The sequence below is a fragment of the Deefgea piscis genome, assembly GCF_013284055.1.
Lineage (GTDB): Bacteria > Pseudomonadota > Gammaproteobacteria > Burkholderiales > Chitinibacteraceae > Deefgea > Deefgea piscis.
Genome location: NZ_CP054143.1, coordinates 1,539,658 through 1,558,071, shown reverse-complemented (window position 1 = coordinate 1,558,071; position 18,414 = coordinate 1,539,658). Strand labels below are relative to the sequence as shown.

Here is an 18,414-nt window from a genome sequence, read left to right as displayed (position 1 = left end):
CTTAAGGAGTAAGTCATGAATTATCAAGAACACGTTGTCTATGCCTCTTTGAAAGATAAAGTTGCCGTCATTACTGGTGGCGCTTCAGGAATCGGTGAAGAACTGGTTCGTGCTTATGTCAACCAAGGAGCCAAGGTTGCTTTTCTCGATTTCAATACCGAGGCCGGTGAACAATTAGCACAAGAATTAGGCTGTATGTTTTTATTCTGCGACGTTAGCAATCTGGCGGCGTTCCAAGAAAGCTTTAAACAAATCGAAGCTCAACTTGGCAGTATTGATATTTTGATCAACAACGCCGGTAGTGATGATCACCACAATATCGAAAGCATTACTGAAGCCTATTTTGAAAATCGTATCAACGTTAATTTACGTCACCAAATTTTTGCCATTCAATCGGTCATTGATGGCATGGCCAAAAAAGGTGGTGGTTCGATTATCAATATGGGCTCCATTAACTGGATGCGTGGCCGTCCTGGCCGTGTGTTGTATTCGTTGTCAAAAGCAGCCATCCATGGCTTCACTCGTACCTTGGCGCAAGAGCTCGGCGCACGAAATATTCGCGTTAATAGTTTAGTGCCTGGTGCGATTCGTACAGCAAAACAAGATGCCATGTGGGCCAAAATGGACCCTGCAGCGGTCAATCAGTTTGTTGAATTACAAGCATTGAAATTCCGTCTCGACGGCACACACTGCGCACGCTTAGCTCTCTTTTTAGGCTCCGACGAATCATGTGGCTGTACTGGACAAGACTTCGTCGTCGATGCTGGATTATCACTAAATTAGGGAGCTAATCAGCATGGACTTTTTTAATCTAAATACCCCAGATGGGGAGCAACTCTCGCCGGCAACCATTATTTCGGTAGTGCTGTTGATGTTTATGTACACCTTTGTCGGCATTTGCGCTGGCTTTGGTGGTGGACTAACCACAATGCCGCTGGTTTCAATGCTGATTCCAGTCAAAATGGCGGCACCAATGTCGGTCATTGTCGGTACGGCGACCGCTTTGTATGCCACTTGGCTCTCACGAAAAGAAACCGATTGGAAATCCGCCGCGGTATTGATTGGATTTTCCTTGCTCGGGATTCCGTTTGGTCTTTACGCACTCTCGAATCTACCTGATGCAACGATGAAAATCGGTTTGGGAACGTTCCTCTTGGTTTACTCGTTCTACAGCCTGTTTATCCCTCGCTTGCCAGTGTATGACAAACGTTGGATTGCCGCGCCAATGGGCACGATTGCTGGTGCACTGGGCGCAGCCTTTTCAACCAATGGACCACCGGTAGTGATTTACGGCATGTTGCGAAATTTAGGTCCTGCAGCTTTTCGCGGCACACTCAATGCATTTTTTACCGCCAGCAATATATCGATCATCGTCGGCCTAACCAGCAGCGGCATCATGACGGTTTCAACAGTAAAACTCGTACTTTTTGCGATTCCAACCATGATTTTAGGTTCACTGGTTGGTCAATGGGTGCACAAGCGTTTGCCAGTGGCTCTATTTCGCAAATTGGTATTTATTTTGCTGATTGCCTCAGGCGGCATGCTCATTAAAGGTGCAACAGGTTGGCCAGCTTATGCGGTACTCGGCCCTGTCTTTGCATTATTGGGTTTATTACAGTTGATCTTTGGTAAAAAAATCGCTGCAATCCGTGCTGAGCAAACTGCTTAAATAATTAGATTTCAAGCGTATCAAGGCAGATTTTAGAGTGCCTAGATTGAATCAAACACCTCTAATCTGCCTTCTCAACTTCAGTAACAGTAACAATTTATTGATTGGAAGTGAGGAATGGTCATGGCAATGAATGATAAAACGACCTCTCAAAGTAAAGAGATTCGCAAAGTAGTTTCTGGAAGTTTTGCTGGTGCTTTGTTGGAATGGTATGACTTTTTTATTTATGGCATGGCCTCTGGCCTACTCTTTGGACAATTATTTTTTCCTGATGCCGATCCAATGATTGGCATGCTCGGTGCTTTTGCATCATTTGCTGTTGGTTTTTGGGCCCGCCCCATTGGTGGCATTGTTTTTGGGCATTTTGGTGATCGCTTTGGCAGAAAAGCCACATTGCTATGGACCATTATGATTGTTGGTATTTCGACCGTATTAATTGGTTGTTTGCCGACTTATGCGCAAGTGGGCATCTGGGCACCAATTTTATTAACCGTGCTCAGATTAATTCAAGGATTTGGCTTAGGTGGCGAATATGCCGGCGCAGCATTGATGGCCATTGAATCGGCGCCAAAATCACGCCGCGGCTTTATCGGCTCTTTGCCTCAAGCAGCAGCATCAGCAGGCTTGGTGTTAGCAACTGCTGTTTTTGCCCTATGCAATGCAACTTTAAGTAATGAACAATTCATCACATGGGGATGGCGGATTCCCTTCTTGCTGTCAGCCTTATTATTACTCGTTGGCCTATATATCCGATTTAACGTAAAAGAAACCAGTGATTTTGTGCGTGCCGCACAGCCTGCACCAACGACCCCTTGCGGTGATAGCAGTCATCGCTTTCCACTCATTACGCTATTACGCACACAAAAACGCAATCTCCTTTTGGCCATGGGTGCAAGATTGATTGAAACCGTGATGTTTAATATCGTCTATGCATTTGCCATTGTGTATATGACGCAATCGCTCAATATGGATCGACAACTACCCTTAATGGCGCTCCTTTGTGCTGCAGCGATTGGGATCATCACTTGCCCTGTCGCGGGCTGGCTTTCTGATCGTTATGGGCAAAAATCAATTTACCTATTTGGCGCCGCATTTTGTGTTTTATTTGCGTTCCCATTTTACTTTTTACTTGGCACTCAAAATACCACGCTTGTTTTTATTGCGATGATTTTGGGCTACAACCTTGGGCCGACTTTGATTTTCGCCGTACAAGCTACGATGTTTTCACAAATTTTTGATGTTCGCGTTCGCTATACCGGTCTATCTGTGGCGTATCAAGTTTCAGCGATTGCCGGGGGCATGACTCCCGTCACTGCGATCCTGCTGCTGATGGCCAATGATGGTCAGCCTTGGTATGTCGCAATTGCCACCGCCATCATTGGGATTATTTCATTTGCTTGTGTACGACTCATTCATCAAGGCGAGCCTGTTAACCATAAAACAACGGCCCCCCTCGCTTTGCCTCTGCATGTATTACAAGCTAAATAGGCTGCTCGTTACAGACAATCCAACAGGCATTGATTTCATGGCGATGGGGTGAGTTAAAATCTGCTATAATTGCGCCCACTTGTTGCTATATTTTGAGCTGGGTTTCACTCGATAGCACCTAGGCGAGCTGACTTATTTCTCTCGTTTAGCTCTCCCAGTCATCAAGCTAAAAGTCCGCTTCGCAAGAAGTGGGCTTTTTGTTTGCTAGTTCACAAGATCACCCTCTTCACAATGAGGATACTGGATGTCTTTACATGATCACTATGCTCGGCTTGGCGTTCAGCCTAATGCCAGCATCGAGCAGATAAAATCGGCCTACCGCAGAAATGCGACTAAATTTCATCCCGATAGAAATCCGGCCCCTGATGCCGCTGCGCGATTTAGAGAAATCCAAGTCGCCTATGAAGTGCTTTCCGATAGCGAAAAACGTAAAGCTTACGATGATTATCGTCAGCGCAGCTTAATTGATGATCCTTTGGCTGTTGCCCAAGAGATTACTGCCAAATATCTACAAGGTTTGTTTCAGTGAATATATCGCCCTTTTTTGCCGAATTAATGCCCGTTTATGACGCGGAACTTGATGACTTAATGACCGATTCAGAAGGTCGCCCAGCGCTAAAAAAACGCCTGAATGAAAAACGCCAACAATTTGCGCATCTATTGCCGATGATTGAATTCAGCCCTGAAATGGTGGCGGTGGTTTTCTACAATGCATTTAGCTTTACTTCGCCCGCAATGATGAAAGCACTGATCGCCAGCGAGCCCGATGGCGATGATTTTATCTCTTGGGATCAATTGCAAGACAACCTCAATATTGCCGATTGGGCGCAGCAATACACGACAGCAGCCATTGATGCCGATGGTGGTGAGCAATTTTTAGTCATTGCCGCTGCGCTTGAATATTTGCGAATCAAAGGCGGCCACTACAGCAGCGCGCCAGAGAGCCATGCCGAGTCTGAATCCATTGACGATGATCATGATGTTTACAATTCAGACGACGATGGTGGACAGATGGGTGATTTAGACGCATCAGGTGCATCTTGGTTATCAGAACAAGGTTTTGAATCGCACGAATCAGAGAGTAAATAAGTGGCCGCGATGGGTACCGACGAGAGTCGGTTGACCATTGGCTCTTACTACCGAAATTCAACGCTGCAAAAGGACTGATCATGCATCCAGCAATTATCAATGCCTCACAACTTATTTTGGTCGGCGATATTTTAGGCGCCGAAAAAGTGCTGTCCGATATTGCCGATCAACACGGCGATACGGCGCTGATGCAAATTCTAGGGGATGTTGCGCCCAAAGATTTGCTGGCGATTATGCGCGAATATGATTCATCCAAAGAATCTTTACTGAGCATGATGGTCACCCCCGAGCAATTTGCCCGCGCAGTGGTGCTTGATAAGCAATATGGCGAGCGCAATAAAGACAAAATGCGCGGCATGATTAATGCGGTGATCTATAAAAATCCCGATTTAACCAGCGAATATCTCGAGCCGATCTTTAAAGAAGCCGGTGGCGTTGAGACGATGGCGGATTATTTTTATGGCCGTTTAGAAGATGTGCTCAATTTTGTGATGCACGCCAGCAATACCACGACACCGCTGCCATTTTTGTCGGATGATGGCGATAGCACCAGCGATGAAATTCGCGAGTTCTTTAATGTGTTTCATTCCTTGGAACATATTTTGGATAAAACCAACTGGAGCTATACCCGCTCAGAAGTCGCAGACAACGACTGGAAAGAAACCATTTGGTTGCTATTTCACGAGCTACCCGATGAATTTGAATTACTCATCGGCGAATTACAAGGCCGTGTTTTGATGCAAGCGATGCACAATGAGCGCCGCAGCAAACCGATTAGTGATAGCGCACTCGAAAGCCTGATGCAGGCAATTAGCAAAACGGATGATGCTGAGGAATCGGCAATTTAATATGACAATAAGCACGACCCTCACCGCGTTTGACTCGCGCCGCTTTTTTGATAAAGCCTTTGTGTATGGCGTTCAGCACGGCATCATCAGTGCTGAACGGCAAACGACGATTCAAACCGATTTAGCCAAAGGCATGGTGCAGATTGCCAATTATTTTGGCACTGCTTACCTGCGCCCCGATCTAGAGCTAGCGATTATCCGCATCACCAATTTAATCAGCATTTACCTCGAAGACCATGCTCAAGGTGATGTACAAATTGGCGCGCAGTCGTTGCAAAATAACTCGCTTCTTTCGCACTCGAAACAAGGCGCCGATATGCTGCGCCGCCTACACGCCATGCCCAAAGAGACCTTGCTATTGCAGCATGGCCCAGCGTCTAGCGACGAGCAGCAATCATTTTTAAATGAAATGAGCGGTGAAACGCAAATTTCATGGCCTGACTACCAAGCTCAATTAGCGCGTGGGCAAGCGATTCAAAACCTGCTGGATTTAGGCTTTTGGCTAGCCAAGAAACTGCAATTAGCTAGCGAAGAAATTTGCGATGCCGAGCAACTGATCAACACCGCGATGCTGTTGATTTTAGCGCCTAAAGCCGCGATTAAACTGCCCAAACGCAGTGAGTTTGATGCTTTGATTAAGGCGGTCAAACCGAAAAAAGTCAGCGAAAATCCTGAGCGTTTTGCATTATTTTTTAGCGATGCACCGAAAAAAATCGAGCAAATCGCCCAAAAAGAAATGGCGCGATTTATCGCCCAAGAATGGCCAAAAATTCGCAATAATAGTTTCAATCTTGCCCATTATTATTTGAAAGGCGGCATTGATGCGATTAGCGAATACGATGAAGCCATTGCCAAAAACTGGCAGCGCATTAGCCATAACGATGACAATAGCGTGATTGCCACGTTGTTTTTATTGGTCGCCACTGGTCAACCAGTTAAATCTGCCATGCTCAAACGCGAAGCCAGCGCCATGGTGCAAGCGCTGCGTGAGCATGGCCTGAACGACGCCGCGGTGATTGAATTTATCGAGCACCATGTGCCGGTTGAATTACGTGAAGAACTGACTGATTTTTGGCTCAACGATTTAAAAGAAGACGCAGACACCGCTCTTGCTAATAAAGACCCAGAGTTTCCGGATCTCTATATGGAACGGGCATTTAAATATCTGCAAAACAACTGCAACACCACTTGGAAAGGCCGCAGCTAAATACCATTAGGGCGATGTCCAGATTACGTGTTGATGATTTTAAGTGCCTGCGGCACATTGTTTTACAGTCGCAGTCCGCGACGGGGACCCCATTTTCTTTGACTCGCCAAAGAAAATGGGGGAAAAGAAAGGCGACCCGAGCGCGCCCAGCTCCGCTGTGCCCTCGATTGTCGTGAGCCAAACGATAAAACCGTTTGTCTCTCTCCGCACTCGGTGCGCTTAAACGGGATTTTAAGCCCCAGCTCGACGAGCGCGGCACAGCATCAACACCAAATCTGAATATTACCAGTCTTAGAAGGGTATCTGACTACAGCCTTTATGCAAAAAAAGCCCCATAGCAATACCCTATAGTCTGCAGGTCTTGGCGTGCCTTTTGGTGTTGGTAGTTCAGGCAAGCCCAGGCCAACAGCGCCTCAGGAGATAAAAAATGTCTTTGCAGATTTGGTTGGCTTTTATTGCCACCACTTGTTTTATCTCGGCAACGCCCGGGCCAAATATGTTGCTGATGATTAGCCATGGCGCTCGCTATGGCTGGCGAGCGACAACAGCGACGATGGCAGGCACCATTGTCGGTTTGGCCTTGCTACTGGGGGCTTCGGCGATGGGCGTCAGCACGATTTTAGCGACTTCAGCGCTGCTATTTACTGCGCTAAAAATCATCGGTGCCTTGTATTTACTGTATTTAGGCTATCAATGCTGGAATGCTGGCAGCCAACTGTCGCTACCGAGTGCCAACGCCGATACGCCGCGTGCCCGCTTTCGCACCGGCCTGACTATCGCCTTATCTAACCCCAAAGCCATTTTATTTGCCGGTGCTTTTTTGCCGCAATTTATTAACCCCAGTTTGCCGCAAGCCCCACAATGGCTGATTTTACTCAGTAGCTTTTTTGTGATTGAGCTCAGTTGGCAACTGATTTATGCCTTGGGTGGCATGTCGCTGGCTCGCTGGTTAGCCAGCGGCCAAAGAATTAAAGCGTTTAATCGCAGCTGCGCACTGGCTTTTTTTGCTGTAGGTGGTGCTTTAGCATTCGCCAAACGCTAATTATTGATCCACTTTTTGATTCCAAAACGATGACCACAGAACTCATTATCGAAGACCTCGTCGTCGGCGATGGCAAGGCCGCAGTCAAAGGCGCGTTGATTACCACCCATTACACCGGCACTTTGCTTGACGGCACGGTGTTTGATTCTTCACACCTTAAAGGTCGGCCATTTCAATGCGTTATTGGCACAGGCCGAGTCATTAAAGGCTGGGATCAAGGGCTGATGGGGATGCAAGTCGGTGGCAAGCGAAAGTTATTCGTCCCCGCGCATTTGGCCTATGGCGAGCGGCAAATTGGCGAGCATATCAAACCCAATTCGGATTTGTATTTTGAAATTGAATTATTAGAAGTATTAACCCGCGACTAAGTCGCGTTGGCGACAGCGCGTTAATATGGTCCAGTGGCCAGCCAGCGCTCAAGTTGCGGCAAACGATCATTGCCCCAAAAGCGCTCGCCCCCCACCATAAAAAATGGCGAGCCAAATACGCCGCGCGCCTCAGCCATATCGACTTCAGCCTTCACCCGAGCACGGCTACTTGGATTACTGCAAGCCTCGTGGAATTCTTCTGCAGAGATATCCACTTGGCTTGCCAGCGCTTGCAGCTCTTCTAAGATGGCGATGTTTTTGTTTTCAACAAAATAAGCCTTCAGCACCAAGCTAGCAAAAGCGGTGCCTTGCTGCGGATCTCGATCGTGTATGGTATGAAACAGCCGTGCTGCTTGCTCAGTATTCACGCCGACTAAAGAAGGGGTGTGATAAGCAATGCCATAATAAGCCGCCAAACGCTGGGCATCGCGCTTAATATAATCGGTTCGCATCATATTACCGGCCATTTTCATTCGCTCAAGCGATTGAAAATTATCATTTAAGACAATCGCATGCCAATGACTAGAGCGGCCATATTTTTCAGCGAGGGGATCGATCAATTGCGAAGCGATATAACCGTACGGCGAAGAAAAATCAAAATAAAAATCAATGGCCAGCGACATCTTTAGTGTTCCCAGGGTCTGTTGACGTTTGGTTTTCCGCCGCTGCTTACGCGATTTTCGCGGCGAGTCAAGGCGTAGTAAGCGATGCATAGTCATTCTATGTGAGCTTGCTACAACGCGGAGTCGCCGCGAAAAGCGCCCAGCCCGCAGGGTTTGCCGGCTTTTGGCCTGATGCTGCGTTACAAAGCGCTGGCGTAGAATGACTACGCTGCACGCTTTGTGCCTTGCCTCAGGCCAAAATCCGCGTAAACGCGGCTGGTAAACCAAATGTCAACAGACCCTAGTATTGGCGCGTCAGCGGGTAAACTCATGGCATTAGTTTAGATGCAGAATCTCAATTCGGTAAGCTTTCGCTCGCATTTTCATCATCATCAACACATCGGTGCGGTAAATCAGTGCCCATAAAAAAACCCGCAACTTCGCGGGTTTAGTTTTGCGGCGTTAATGCCCTTACTTCAGCAAGTCCAAAATATCTTTTGCGCCCCAATGCGGGAAATGTTTGCGAACTAGCACATTCAAATCCGCTTCAAAGGCACGTAAGCGCGTCAATTCATCGACTTCTTCACCTACCGCTGCCGTTGCTGGCGCGTGGATCATGCCGGCGGCGGAAGTTGCATTGGTCAAACGATCGATAATGATCAAATTACCGGTACCACGGCATTCACGGTAGGTGTCGAATGCAATCGGCGCGGTCAAATCAATACGCACCAAACCAATCTCATTGAGTTTCAGTTCTTGCACATTCAGATGATCAAGGCTATTCACGTCGATACGATACTGGATGGAGGTAACACGCCCGAAGCATTGTTTACCGCCAAGCTTAACCATATACTCCTTGCCAACCACCAACGGCGCCTCGTTCATCCACACCAAATGCGCGTCGAAGGCACTGCCAACATGCGGCTGCGCGTCTTGGGCGCGAACAATCATATCGCCACGGGAAATGTCGATTTCGTCTTCCAGCGTGAGCGTAATCGCTTGGCCTGAATATGCAGCCGGCTGCTCGCCTTCATACGTGACAATCGCTTTAACTTTCGATTTTTTGCCTGATGGCAGCGCAATGATTTCGTCACCCGGCAACACATGGCCCGCGGCAATCGTGCCGCAGAAGCCACGAAAATCCAGATTCGGGCGATTGACGTATTGCACTGGCAAACGGAACGCGTCGAGCTTGGCGTGTTTATTGATTTGCACGCTTTCCAGCAAGCCCATCAAAGTTTGCCCTTCGTACCATGGCGTTTTGTCTGATTCATTGACAACGTTATCGCCGCGCAAAGCTGACAATGGCACGAACTCGATGTCTTCAATCGCCAAATCTTTAGCAAAATCGAGATACTGCGCACGGATTTCGTTGTAACGCGCCTCACTGAAATCAACCAAGTCCATCTTATTCACCGCAACGATGACTTGTTTAATACCGAGCAGTGACACAATAAAGCTGTGGCGACGCGTTTGCGTTTGCACGCCGTAACGCGCATCGATCAAGATAATCGCCAGATCAGACGTTGAAGCACCCGTTGCCATATTGCGCGTGTATTGCTCGTGGCCTGGGCAATCGGCGATGATGAATTTGCGTTTTTCAGTCGAGAAATAACGGTAAGCCACATCAATGGTAATGCCCTGCTCACGCTCAGCTTGCAGACCGTCAACCAGCAACGCCAAGTCGATTTCTTGGTCAGTGGTGTTAAATTTTTGACTGTCTTTTTGAATCGCCGCGAGGTGATCTTCAAAAATCAGTTTTGAGTCATGCAGCAAACGACCGATCAAAGTCGATTTACCGTCATCCACATTGCCGCAAGTAATAAAACGCAGCATGTCTTTGTTTTCGTGTTGCTTCAAATACGCCAAGATATCGCTGGCGATCAGTTCTGATTGATTTGACATGTTTAAAACCTTAAATCTTTTGAACCACAGAGACGCAGAGGCACAGAGAAAACCTCTTTAATCACTTTCCAACCACCTGAAGCACTTGACTTAAAACTCTGTGTCTCTGTGCCTCTGTGGTGACGATTTTAAAAGTAGCCTTCCATTTTTTTCTTTTCCATCGAGCCACTCGAATCATGGTCAATGGCGCGGCCTTGGCGCTCGGAGGTGGTCGCCAGCAACATTTCCTGAATCACCTCAGGCAACGTCGTTGCACGCGATTCCACGGCACCGGTCAATGGATAACAGCCCAGCGTACGGAAACGCACCCATTTCTTGCTGATCGTCGCTTTTTGCTCTGGCGTCAGATATTGCAAAATGCGCTCGTCATCGATCATGATCAGCGAGCCATTGTATTCAACCACTTCACGCTCTTCCGACAAATACAGCGGCACGATCTCGATGTTTTCCATGAAGATGTATTGCCAGATGTCGAGCTCAGTCCAGTTCGAAATCGGGAATACGCGAATCGATTCGCCTTTGTCGACCTTCGAGTTGTAGATATTCCACAGCTCTGGACGTTGATTTTTTGGATCCCAACGATGGTTTTTATCGCGGAATGAATACACACGCTCTTTAGCGCGAGATTTTTCTTCATCACGACGTGCGCCGCCAAAAGCCGCGTCAAAACCGTATTTGTTCAAAGCTTGCTTTAAACCTTCGGTTTTCATTACGTCGGTATGTTTCGCTGAGCCAGCAGTAAACGGATTAATCCCCGCAGCGACGCCATCTTCGTTCACGTGGCGAATCAAATTCCAACCATCAGCGATTTGTTTATCGCGCAGCTTATACATTTCTTGGAATTTCCACGTGGTGTCCACATGCATCAATGGAAACGGTGGTTTGCCCGGCGCAAAGGCTTTTTTAGCTAAATGCAGCATCACGGCAGAATCTTTGCCAATGGAATACAGCATGACGGGATTTTCAAATTCAGCGGCCACTTCACGAATGATGTGGATCGATTCGGCTTCAAGCTGCTTTAAGTGCGTCAGCCTTGCTTCGGACAAAGTATTCATAGCGCCTACAATCAAGATGATCTGGGAATGGATGAACTGTACGGAATATTAAGCGAATAAAAAAGATCATTTGCTTATATAGATATAATGCCGGATCAGCATCAATGGCATAACTCAATTTCGCGCAGCATCGTTCGCTAAGTCGTACTGAATGTACGGCCTACAGCGGCGACACTTTCTGATCAAACTTTTGCGCAGAGTCGGCCTGCGTCTGAACCACGCAGGCGAAAAAAAAGGCGAGTCCAGCAAAGCTGAAACTCACCTTATGCAGTGATTAAACTGCTGACCAAGCTTTACCCATTGGGTTAAAGGTTGGTTTTTGACCACCCCATAATTGCTCAAGGTCATAATAATCACGAACTGCAGGCAACATCACATGCACAATCAAACTACCGGCATCAACCAATACCCAATCGCCAGTCTCTTCACCTTCGGTGCTGAGGATTTCATAGCCTTTGGCTTTCAGTTCAACGGCCACATTATTGGCCAATGCACGAACTTGACGGTTTGATTCACCGGTAGCAACAATCATGCAATCGAATAAATCAGTTAGTGTGGTGGTATCCAAAACTTGGATTTCTTTACCTTTAATATCTTCAAGCGCCAAAACGGCGATATCACGCATTGCGTCGACGTATTCTGTCATTGTATTTCCTTGTAAAAGCTTCATCGCCACCGCCGAAGCTGATTTTTAACCAAATCAACCACTTACGGCGCAGCATTATAATTTAACGATAAAGCCCACTTTGATCTAACAGGTCGAACACGGGGGTGAGCGCTGAAACATCTTCCCCACGTGATAATAAATCACGCACTTGCGTCGACGAGATAGGCATAAGCGGGCTGGATAATAAACTGATTTTACCCCGAGACAGTGTATCGGTGTTGGCTATTACGTGCCGACTGGCAAATTCTTCTGCTAAATCAGGGCTTAAGCGTGAATTTTCCACGTCAATATCAAACTCAGGCCGCGCTGCGATCAGTAAATGCCCCAAATCCAATAATTCACGCCAAGCATGCCACGTTGGTAAATGCTGCCAAGAATCAGCCCCAATCAACCAAACCAGCAAGGCTTGCGGGTTTTCTGCTTGGATTTCGCGCAACGTATCAAAAGTGTAACAGTAGCCTGCTCGGCGAACTTCTCGATCATCGGCCAGCAAACCGGCTTCACCAGCAATCGCCGCCCGCACCCACGCCAAACGCTGCGCGGGTGACACGGGTGATATCGGACGATGCGGCGGTAAACCTGTGGGGATTAAACGTACTTCATTGAGCTGCAATTGATCGCGCATACAGCGCGCCAAAGCCAAGTGCCCATAATGAATGGGATCAAACGTACCGCCAAAAATGCCGATTTTTTGCATACTTAAATTCAATCAGCACTGCTGATGCTGGATAACGACTTCATCCAAAATCAAACGCTGAAATCGCAGCGCCCAGTCGGGATCAAGGCCTGTTTCGCTCGCCAAACGCTGTATTTTTTGCAATTGCGCTGATTCGCGTGCCAAGTCTTGCGCCGGAAGTTGGAATTGTTTTTTCAATTCCCCGACCTGTGCGGTAACTTGAAAACGCTCGGCCAGCAGCACAAACAATTGCTGGTCGAGCGCGTCGATTTGCTCGCGCAGTGCGATTAGCTCAGCGGGCACGCTCATCCTTTAAACTCGAATCTCGCCATCGCCAAACACAATCCATTTTTCGCTGGTCAGCCCTTCTAAACCGACTGGACCACGGGCGTGGATTTTGTCGGTTGAGATGCCAATTTCAGCGCCTAAACCATATTCAAAACCATCGGCAAAGCGCGTTGACGCGTTAATCATCACGGATGCCGAATCAACTTCACGCAAAAATTGGCGTGATTTAGTGTAATTTTCGGTCACGATGGCGTCGGTATGATGGCTGCCATAGGTATTGATGTGATCCATCGCCTGATCCAGATCGTCAACAATCCGAATGGCAATAATCGGTGCTAAATATTCGGTACGCCAATCGGCTTCTGTCGCCGCCAAAGCATCTGGCAAAATGGCTTGTGTTGCTAAGCAACCGCGCATTTCTACGCCTTTTTCGCGATAAATCGCCGCAATTTGCGGCAAAATCGTCGCCGCAATGGCTGCATTCACCAGCAGCGTTTCCATGGTATTGCATGGTGCATAACGATGCGTTTTGGCATTGTCAGCGATACGAACCGCTTTGACTGGATCGGCTTCATTGTCGATATACACATGGCAAATACCGTCCAAATGCTTAATCACCGGCACACGGGCATCACGGCTAATGCGCTCAATTAAGCCTTTGCCGCCGCGCGGGATAATCACGTCGACAAATTCATTCATTGTAATCAACTCGCCAACCGCAGCGCGATCTGGCGTTTCGATAATTTGCACCGCGCTGGCTGGCAAACCTGCCGCAGATAAACCTTCTTTAACACAGGCCGCAATGGCTTGATTACAGTTAAATGCCTCACGGCCACCGCGCAAAATCGTCGCATTACCCGATTTGATACACAGGCCCGCCGCATCTGCAGTCACATTCGGACGAGCTTCATAAATAATGCCGATCACACCCAGTGGTACGCGCATTTTGCCGACCTGAATCCCGCTCGGACGGTATTTAAAATCACCCATATTGCCGATTGGATCTGGCAAGGCCACCATTTCACGCAAGCCTTGCGCCATTGTGGCGATGGTTTTTGGCGTGAGTTGCAAGCGATCGAGCATCGCCGCATCTAAACCATCGGCCTGCGCTTGATCCATATCTTGTTGGTTGGCGGCGAGTAAAAGCGCGGCATCACGCTCGATGGCATCAGCAATCGCATTCAATGCGGCATTTTTGGCACCGGTATTGGCTTTGGCCATTAAGCGGCTGGCCGCACGCGCGGCGCGGCCAACGTCTTGCATATATTGTTGGATATCCATCGATGACTCCATTAAAGATTTACTGCAATTGTAGCGGAAAGGCCCTAGTCGCAGGAAATCTCACACCACACCCGCTGGCAAGTGCGCCAATTGTGGTCAAGGCGATCGGTTTGCAGCCAGCTGGCTGAGGCGTTGATGACCAAACAAAGCGATGACGTTTAGTTAAAATAATGGGTATATAGTCGTAAACCATATTAAATAATACTTGCTGCTATATACCTACATTCTATTTTAAACCACCCGCAGTGCTAAATGACCTGAAAGCACTTACAGCGCAGGCAACTGTAAAACGCTCACGCCAACATTGTCCGCTTGTTGGCGATTAAACCAATCGGGGGCCGAGCTTTGTACGCCGATCAAGAGCGGGCCGTTGTTGGTCGTTAACCAAATCGGCGATCCAGAGTCACCCGATAAGGTGTCGCAACGATGAAACAAGGTATTGTTTTGCCGAAATTTAGTTAAGCTGCAACCCAAATGCGCGGTGAGTAATTGATCGTGATCTTCAGCAAAACCACCTTGATTGAGCTGCATGTTCGCCGTTTTAAACGCCAGCTCTAAAGCCGCCCGTTCGCCTTTAAACAAGGGCATCGGCGCGGGTGCCACACCTTCAACCAGCTTTACTTTTAACCAAGCAATATCGTATTCAGCGGCTTGCGGCAAGATATACACATCATTGCCTTTGTATTGCAAACCGCGTTTAAACGCTGGGTGAAACACTTGATCGAGCACTTGGTATTTGGCTTGATATTCGCCCTGATGAAAACCGGCTTTAAACCATAAACCGGCATCCGGTTTCCGTGCTTCCATCATAAAACAATGCGCCGCGGTCACCGCTAAATCGGGGGCGACCAAGGTGGCGGTACAGTTGTAATCATTTTTGGTGGTGAGCTGGCCAATGGCAGCAAACGGCGCGGGATACGGCGCGGGAATCACCAAACGATCATCCGTACCAAAAAATAGAATTTGCTGCTGCCGAGAGAGTTCAGGATTTTGTTTGTCTGGCATGCTCGCCGCACGAACAAATGAGGCCACCGGCACGCTCGGTTTGGCGCTATGAATTCGCGGTGGATTAAATGCCAGCGCCAAGGCACCGATGAGGGTGAAGGCACTTAAAGTTAAGCCTAATGCTACGGCGATTTTTTCTTCAATTTTCATCTTGATCCAATCCACAATGCAAAAAGGGACGCTAGCGCGTCCCCTTTCTTTACAACGATGCGGCTAATTATTTAGCAGCAACAGTTGAAGCTTTAGAAGCTACAGCAGAGGCTTTTTTAGATTGTGCTTTTTGAGCAGCAGAAGCTTTAGAAGCTACGGCAGAAGCTTTTTTAGATTGTGCTTTTTGAGCAGCAGATGCTTTAGAAGCTACAGCAGAAGCTTTTTTAGATTGTGCTTTTTGAGCAGCAGATGCTTTAGAAGCTACAGCAGAAGCTTTTTTAGATTGTGCTTTTTGAGCTGCAGAAGCTTTAGAAGCTACAGCAGAAGCTTTTTTAGATTGTGCTTTTTGAGCAGCAGAAGCTACAGAAGCGCCAGAAGCTTTTTTAGCTTGTGCTTTTTGAGCAGCAGAAGCTACAGAAGCGCTAGAAGCTTTTTTAGCTTGTGCTTTTTGTGCAGCAGAAGCTACAGAAGCGCCAGAAGCTTTTTTAGCTTGTGCTTTTTGTGCAGCAGAAGCTACAGAAGCGCTAGAAGCTTTTTTAGCTTGGGCTTTTTGTACAGTCGATGCTTTTTGTGCAGTCGAAGCTTTCTTAGCGTGTTTCTCAACTTTCACTTCTTTTACTGCAGAAGCAGAAGAAGCTGGCGCAGCAGCGATAGCAACAGTAGAAGACAAAACAGCAGCTGCAATGATAGCGAGGAATTTGTTCATTTTGATCATCTCTTAAAATTGGGGTTAGCTGGAATTTGTATCACAGCTTTGACGGAACGGATTATGCGTTGGGCGTACCAAAGAGAGAAGTGGACCTTGGTTGCGTCTTGTAACTGAAAGTACGTAGTTAAATTACAATGCTTACATTTACACACGCAAAGGACTTGGCCACGCCAAAATAATCCGGGCCCCGCCCGCTGGCGAACTCTCTATCGTCACTTGCCCACCATGACCACGCAAAATCATTGCCACAATCGCCAGCCCCAAACCAAAACCGCCAGTGGCTTTGTTACGGCTGCCTTCCATTCGCGTAAACGGTTGCAATAAACGACTGCGTTGTTCCTCTGGAATCCCCTCGCCATTATCATCAATCAATAATTGCGCCATGCCTTCATGCCACTTCAGCGTCATTACAATGGTATCGCCACCATAGCGGCGGGCATTACTTAACACATTGCTCACCGCACGGCCAAAGTAATAACTATCCATCTCCAGATACGGATCAATTGCATCAATCTGATTGACGATCTGCGGGGCTTTGCCACTCAAGCTTAACTCTGCAGCGATTTTACCCAACCAAGGCAACATCGCTTGCGGCTGGATATTCATCTGCATTTGCGGGCTATCCAAGCTCGACATCGTTAGCCATTCTTCGATCAAGGCATCAATCTGCCCTAAATCACGCTCTAACGCCGCCACTTGCGGGCCACTGTCGGCGCCCGATTTAATCGCCTCTAAGCGATAACGCATCCGCGCTAACGGCGTGCGCAAATCATGCGAGACCGCATCAATCATGGCGCGCCGTGAAGTCGTTAGCTGCTCAACGTCTTGCGCCATACTATTAAAGGTCACGCCCAAAGACGCCAAGGCCGAGCTTTCATCGAGTTTGACTCGGGCGGCAAAATCGCCCTGCCCTACGCGGCGGCTTTGTTGAATGATTTGCAATAAATCACGCCAAAATGGCCGCAACCAGAGCCAAGTTGGCAAACCCAGCGCCGCCCCCATCATCAATAAGGCCAGAAAATCGAGCCAAGAAATATTATCCAAATCAGTCAAAAATGGAATCGGCCCCAACACCACCATTTGATCGGTTTTGTGAATCCGGTGGATATAAAGCCCTTTATCGAGCAATAAAATAATATCGCCCTTTTCTAAGGACTTTTGATTCTCGGCGCTTAAGCTGTATTCGCCGAGCTTTTCAATTTGCACCGGCACCGGCAATTTACCGCGCAAACGTGATGCTTCGTCATGCCATAAAGACGGCGGTAAATCGCCGAGTTCTTCTTCGATAATCGACACCGTCGATTTAAAAATATCGGTGAGGTAACGCTGATTAGTGCGCTCGATGAGCTGCTTATAAATGCCGCCAATGAGTAAAGACGTGGCCAAAAAACACACGACGACGGTCAAATAAAATCGCAAAAAAACTTGGCGCATGAAAATCCATGGAGCGGAGTAATAAATAGGGCAGCAAAAGCCTTACCACAGAGGCACAAAGACACAGAGAAAACCATTAAATTGGGGGCAGTAGAGACACCAAAACTGATTTTGTTCAAAGATGTCTTTTGTTTTTCCTCTGTGTCTCTGTGCCTCTGTGGTGAATCGTTTTTTTTACGACCTCTTTTATAACAAAGGTATATACCTACTCGTCTTGCCAGATGTCGCTCGCAAACAAATACCCTTTGTTACGGATAGTTTTGATTTTGCGGGGATCAATCGGATCATCGTCGAGTTTTTTACGTAAGCGCGAAATCGCCACATCCATACTGCGATCCAGGCCATCGTATTCAATACCGCGCAGTTTTTTCAGCAAATGATCACGGCTTAAAATCTCGCCGGCGTGGCTGGCCAATTCCCACAGCAAATCAAAATCGCTGCTCGACAAACCCATTTGCTCGCCGCGATACACCGCGCTGCGATTGCGGGCATCAATTTGTAAACGACCAAAGTTAAGCCGTGATTGATCTTGCACCGGCACTGCCGCCAGCAAACTGCCACTACCGGCGTGGCGTAAATGGGAACGAATCCGCGCTAAAAGCACCGAAGGCGGCGTGGTTTTAACCACGTAATCAGTCGCGCCGATTTCAAAGCCCAAAATCTGATTCATATCGCTATTGAGCGAGGTGAGCAGCACAATCGGCCCAGTATAAAATTCACGCAGTTCGCGGCAAATGGTCAAACCATCTTTGCCGGGCAACATAATATCGAGCAAAATCAAATCTGGGGGATTGGCTTTCACATTGTCATTCACCCCTAAACCATCGCCGAGTACTTCGACGGTAAACTCAAACGAGCGCAAAAAACCGCCAATCAATTCAGCCAATTCAGCGTCGTCTTCAACAAATAATACTCGGGTACTCATTGTTTA

The 18,414-nt window shown here is 47.8% G+C and carries 20 protein-coding genes; 9 read left to right on the top strand and 11 right to left on the bottom strand.

Features of this window, described 5'->3' with window-relative positions; all coding sequences use genetic code 11:
- Positions 1-15: 15 nt before the first annotated feature.
- From HQN60_RS07505 to HQN60_RS07465, 9 genes are all read left to right on the top strand, one after another.
- Positions 16-783 (top strand): SDR family NAD(P)-dependent oxidoreductase, encoded by a 768-nt coding sequence (locus tag HQN60_RS07505; protein WP_173533065.1) that lies wholly within the window; start codon positions 16-18, stop codon positions 781-783.
- Between the two features lie 13 nt (positions 784-796).
- Entirely contained in the window at positions 797-1,669 is an 873-nt protein-coding gene (locus HQN60_RS07500) for a sulfite exporter TauE/SafE family protein (RefSeq protein WP_173533064.1), read from the top strand.
- A gap of 123 nt (positions 1,670-1,792) precedes the next feature.
- Entirely contained in the window at positions 1,793-3,157 is a 1,365-nt protein-coding gene (locus HQN60_RS07495) for an MFS transporter (RefSeq protein WP_217390291.1), read from the top strand.
- 244 nt (positions 3,158-3,401) lie between these two features.
- A complete protein-coding gene (locus HQN60_RS07490; RefSeq protein ID WP_173533062.1) occupies positions 3,402-3,686 on the top strand; it encodes a DnaJ domain-containing protein in 285 nt (94 codons plus the stop codon).
- Positions 3,683-4,246, top strand: coding sequence for a hypothetical protein (locus HQN60_RS07485; protein ID WP_173533061.1), 564 nt, complete (start codon positions 3,683-3,685; stop codon positions 4,244-4,246). The genes HQN60_RS07490 and HQN60_RS07485 overlap by 4 nt, the downstream gene beginning before the upstream one ends.
- An 80-nt stretch (positions 4,247-4,326) precedes the next feature.
- Positions 4,327-5,094 carry a hypothetical protein gene (locus HQN60_RS07480; protein WP_173533060.1) on the top strand — a complete coding sequence of 256 codons (768 nt, stop codon included), beginning with the start codon at positions 4,327-4,329 and terminating at the stop codon, positions 5,092-5,094.
- A gap of 1 nt (position 5,095) precedes the next feature.
- Positions 5,096-6,301, top strand: coding sequence for a hypothetical protein (locus HQN60_RS07475; protein ID WP_173533059.1), 1,206 nt, complete (start codon positions 5,096-5,098; stop codon positions 6,299-6,301).
- A gap of 427 nt (positions 6,302-6,728) precedes the next feature.
- Complete coding sequence (locus HQN60_RS07470; RefSeq protein ID WP_173533058.1) at positions 6,729-7,343, top strand: LysE family translocator; 615 nt, start codon at positions 6,729-6,731, stop codon at positions 7,341-7,343.
- 29 nt (positions 7,344-7,372) lie between these two features.
- Positions 7,373-7,711 carry an FKBP-type peptidyl-prolyl cis-trans isomerase gene (locus HQN60_RS07465; protein ID WP_173533057.1) on the top strand — a complete coding sequence of 113 codons (339 nt, stop codon included), beginning with the start codon at positions 7,373-7,375 and terminating at the stop codon, positions 7,709-7,711.
- Positions 7,712-7,731: 20 nt separating this feature from the next.
- Here HQN60_RS07465 and HQN60_RS07460 read toward each other — a convergent pair whose 3' ends face one another.
- The 11 genes from HQN60_RS07460 to rstA form a co-directional block, all read right to left on the bottom strand.
- Positions 7,732-8,334, bottom strand: coding sequence for a 2-hydroxychromene-2-carboxylate isomerase (locus HQN60_RS07460; protein WP_173533056.1), 603 nt, complete (start codon positions 8,332-8,334; stop codon positions 7,732-7,734).
- A gap of 450 nt (positions 8,335-8,784) precedes the next feature.
- Positions 8,785-10,218: a sulfate adenylyltransferase subunit CysN gene (gene cysN, locus HQN60_RS07455; protein WP_173533055.1), complete on the bottom strand. Its 1,434-nt coding sequence runs from the start codon at positions 10,216-10,218 to the stop codon at positions 8,785-8,787.
- Positions 10,219-10,346: 128 nt separating this feature from the next.
- Positions 10,347-11,273 carry a sulfate adenylyltransferase subunit CysD gene (cysD, locus tag HQN60_RS07450; RefSeq protein WP_173533054.1) on the bottom strand — a complete coding sequence of 309 codons (927 nt, stop codon included), beginning with the start codon at positions 11,271-11,273 and terminating at the stop codon, positions 10,347-10,349.
- Between the two features lie 274 nt (positions 11,274-11,547).
- The gene (gene rsfS, locus HQN60_RS07445) at positions 11,548-11,919 is read right to left on the bottom strand and encodes a ribosome silencing factor (RefSeq protein ID WP_173533053.1); all 372 of its coding nucleotides are present in this window, start codon (positions 11,917-11,919) and stop codon (positions 11,548-11,550) included.
- Between the two features lie 82 nt (positions 11,920-12,001).
- Positions 12,002-12,637 carry a nicotinate-nucleotide adenylyltransferase gene (gene nadD, locus HQN60_RS07440; protein WP_173533052.1) on the bottom strand — a complete coding sequence of 212 codons (636 nt, stop codon included), beginning with the start codon at positions 12,635-12,637 and terminating at the stop codon, positions 12,002-12,004.
- A 12-nt stretch (positions 12,638-12,649) separates the two neighbouring features.
- Positions 12,650-12,925 carry a chorismate mutase gene (locus HQN60_RS07435; protein WP_173533051.1) on the bottom strand — a complete coding sequence of 92 codons (276 nt, stop codon included), beginning with the start codon at positions 12,923-12,925 and terminating at the stop codon, positions 12,650-12,652.
- 3 nt (positions 12,926-12,928) lie between these two features.
- Positions 12,929-14,185 carry a glutamate-5-semialdehyde dehydrogenase gene (locus HQN60_RS07430; RefSeq protein WP_173533050.1) on the bottom strand — a complete coding sequence of 419 codons (1,257 nt, stop codon included), beginning with the start codon at positions 14,183-14,185 and terminating at the stop codon, positions 12,929-12,931.
- 267 nt (positions 14,186-14,452) lie between these two features.
- The gene (locus tag HQN60_RS07425; RefSeq protein ID WP_173533049.1) at positions 14,453-15,340 is read right to left on the bottom strand and encodes a trypsin-like serine peptidase; all 888 of its coding nucleotides are present in this window, start codon (positions 15,338-15,340) and stop codon (positions 14,453-14,455) included.
- Between the two features lie 67 nt (positions 15,341-15,407).
- The gene (locus HQN60_RS07420) at positions 15,408-16,046 is read right to left on the bottom strand and encodes a hypothetical protein (RefSeq protein ID WP_173533048.1); all 639 of its coding nucleotides are present in this window, start codon (positions 16,044-16,046) and stop codon (positions 15,408-15,410) included.
- Between the two features lie 147 nt (positions 16,047-16,193).
- The gene (locus tag HQN60_RS07415; RefSeq protein WP_173533047.1) at positions 16,194-17,483 is read right to left on the bottom strand and encodes an ATP-binding protein; all 1,290 of its coding nucleotides are present in this window, start codon (positions 17,481-17,483) and stop codon (positions 16,194-16,196) included.
- A gap of 205 nt (positions 17,484-17,688) precedes the next feature.
- On the bottom strand, positions 17,689-18,408 hold the full coding sequence (gene rstA / locus HQN60_RS07410; RefSeq protein WP_173533046.1) for a two-component system response regulator RstA: 720 nt from the start codon (positions 18,406-18,408) through the stop codon (positions 17,689-17,691).
- Between the last annotated feature and the right edge of the window lie 6 nt (positions 18,409-18,414).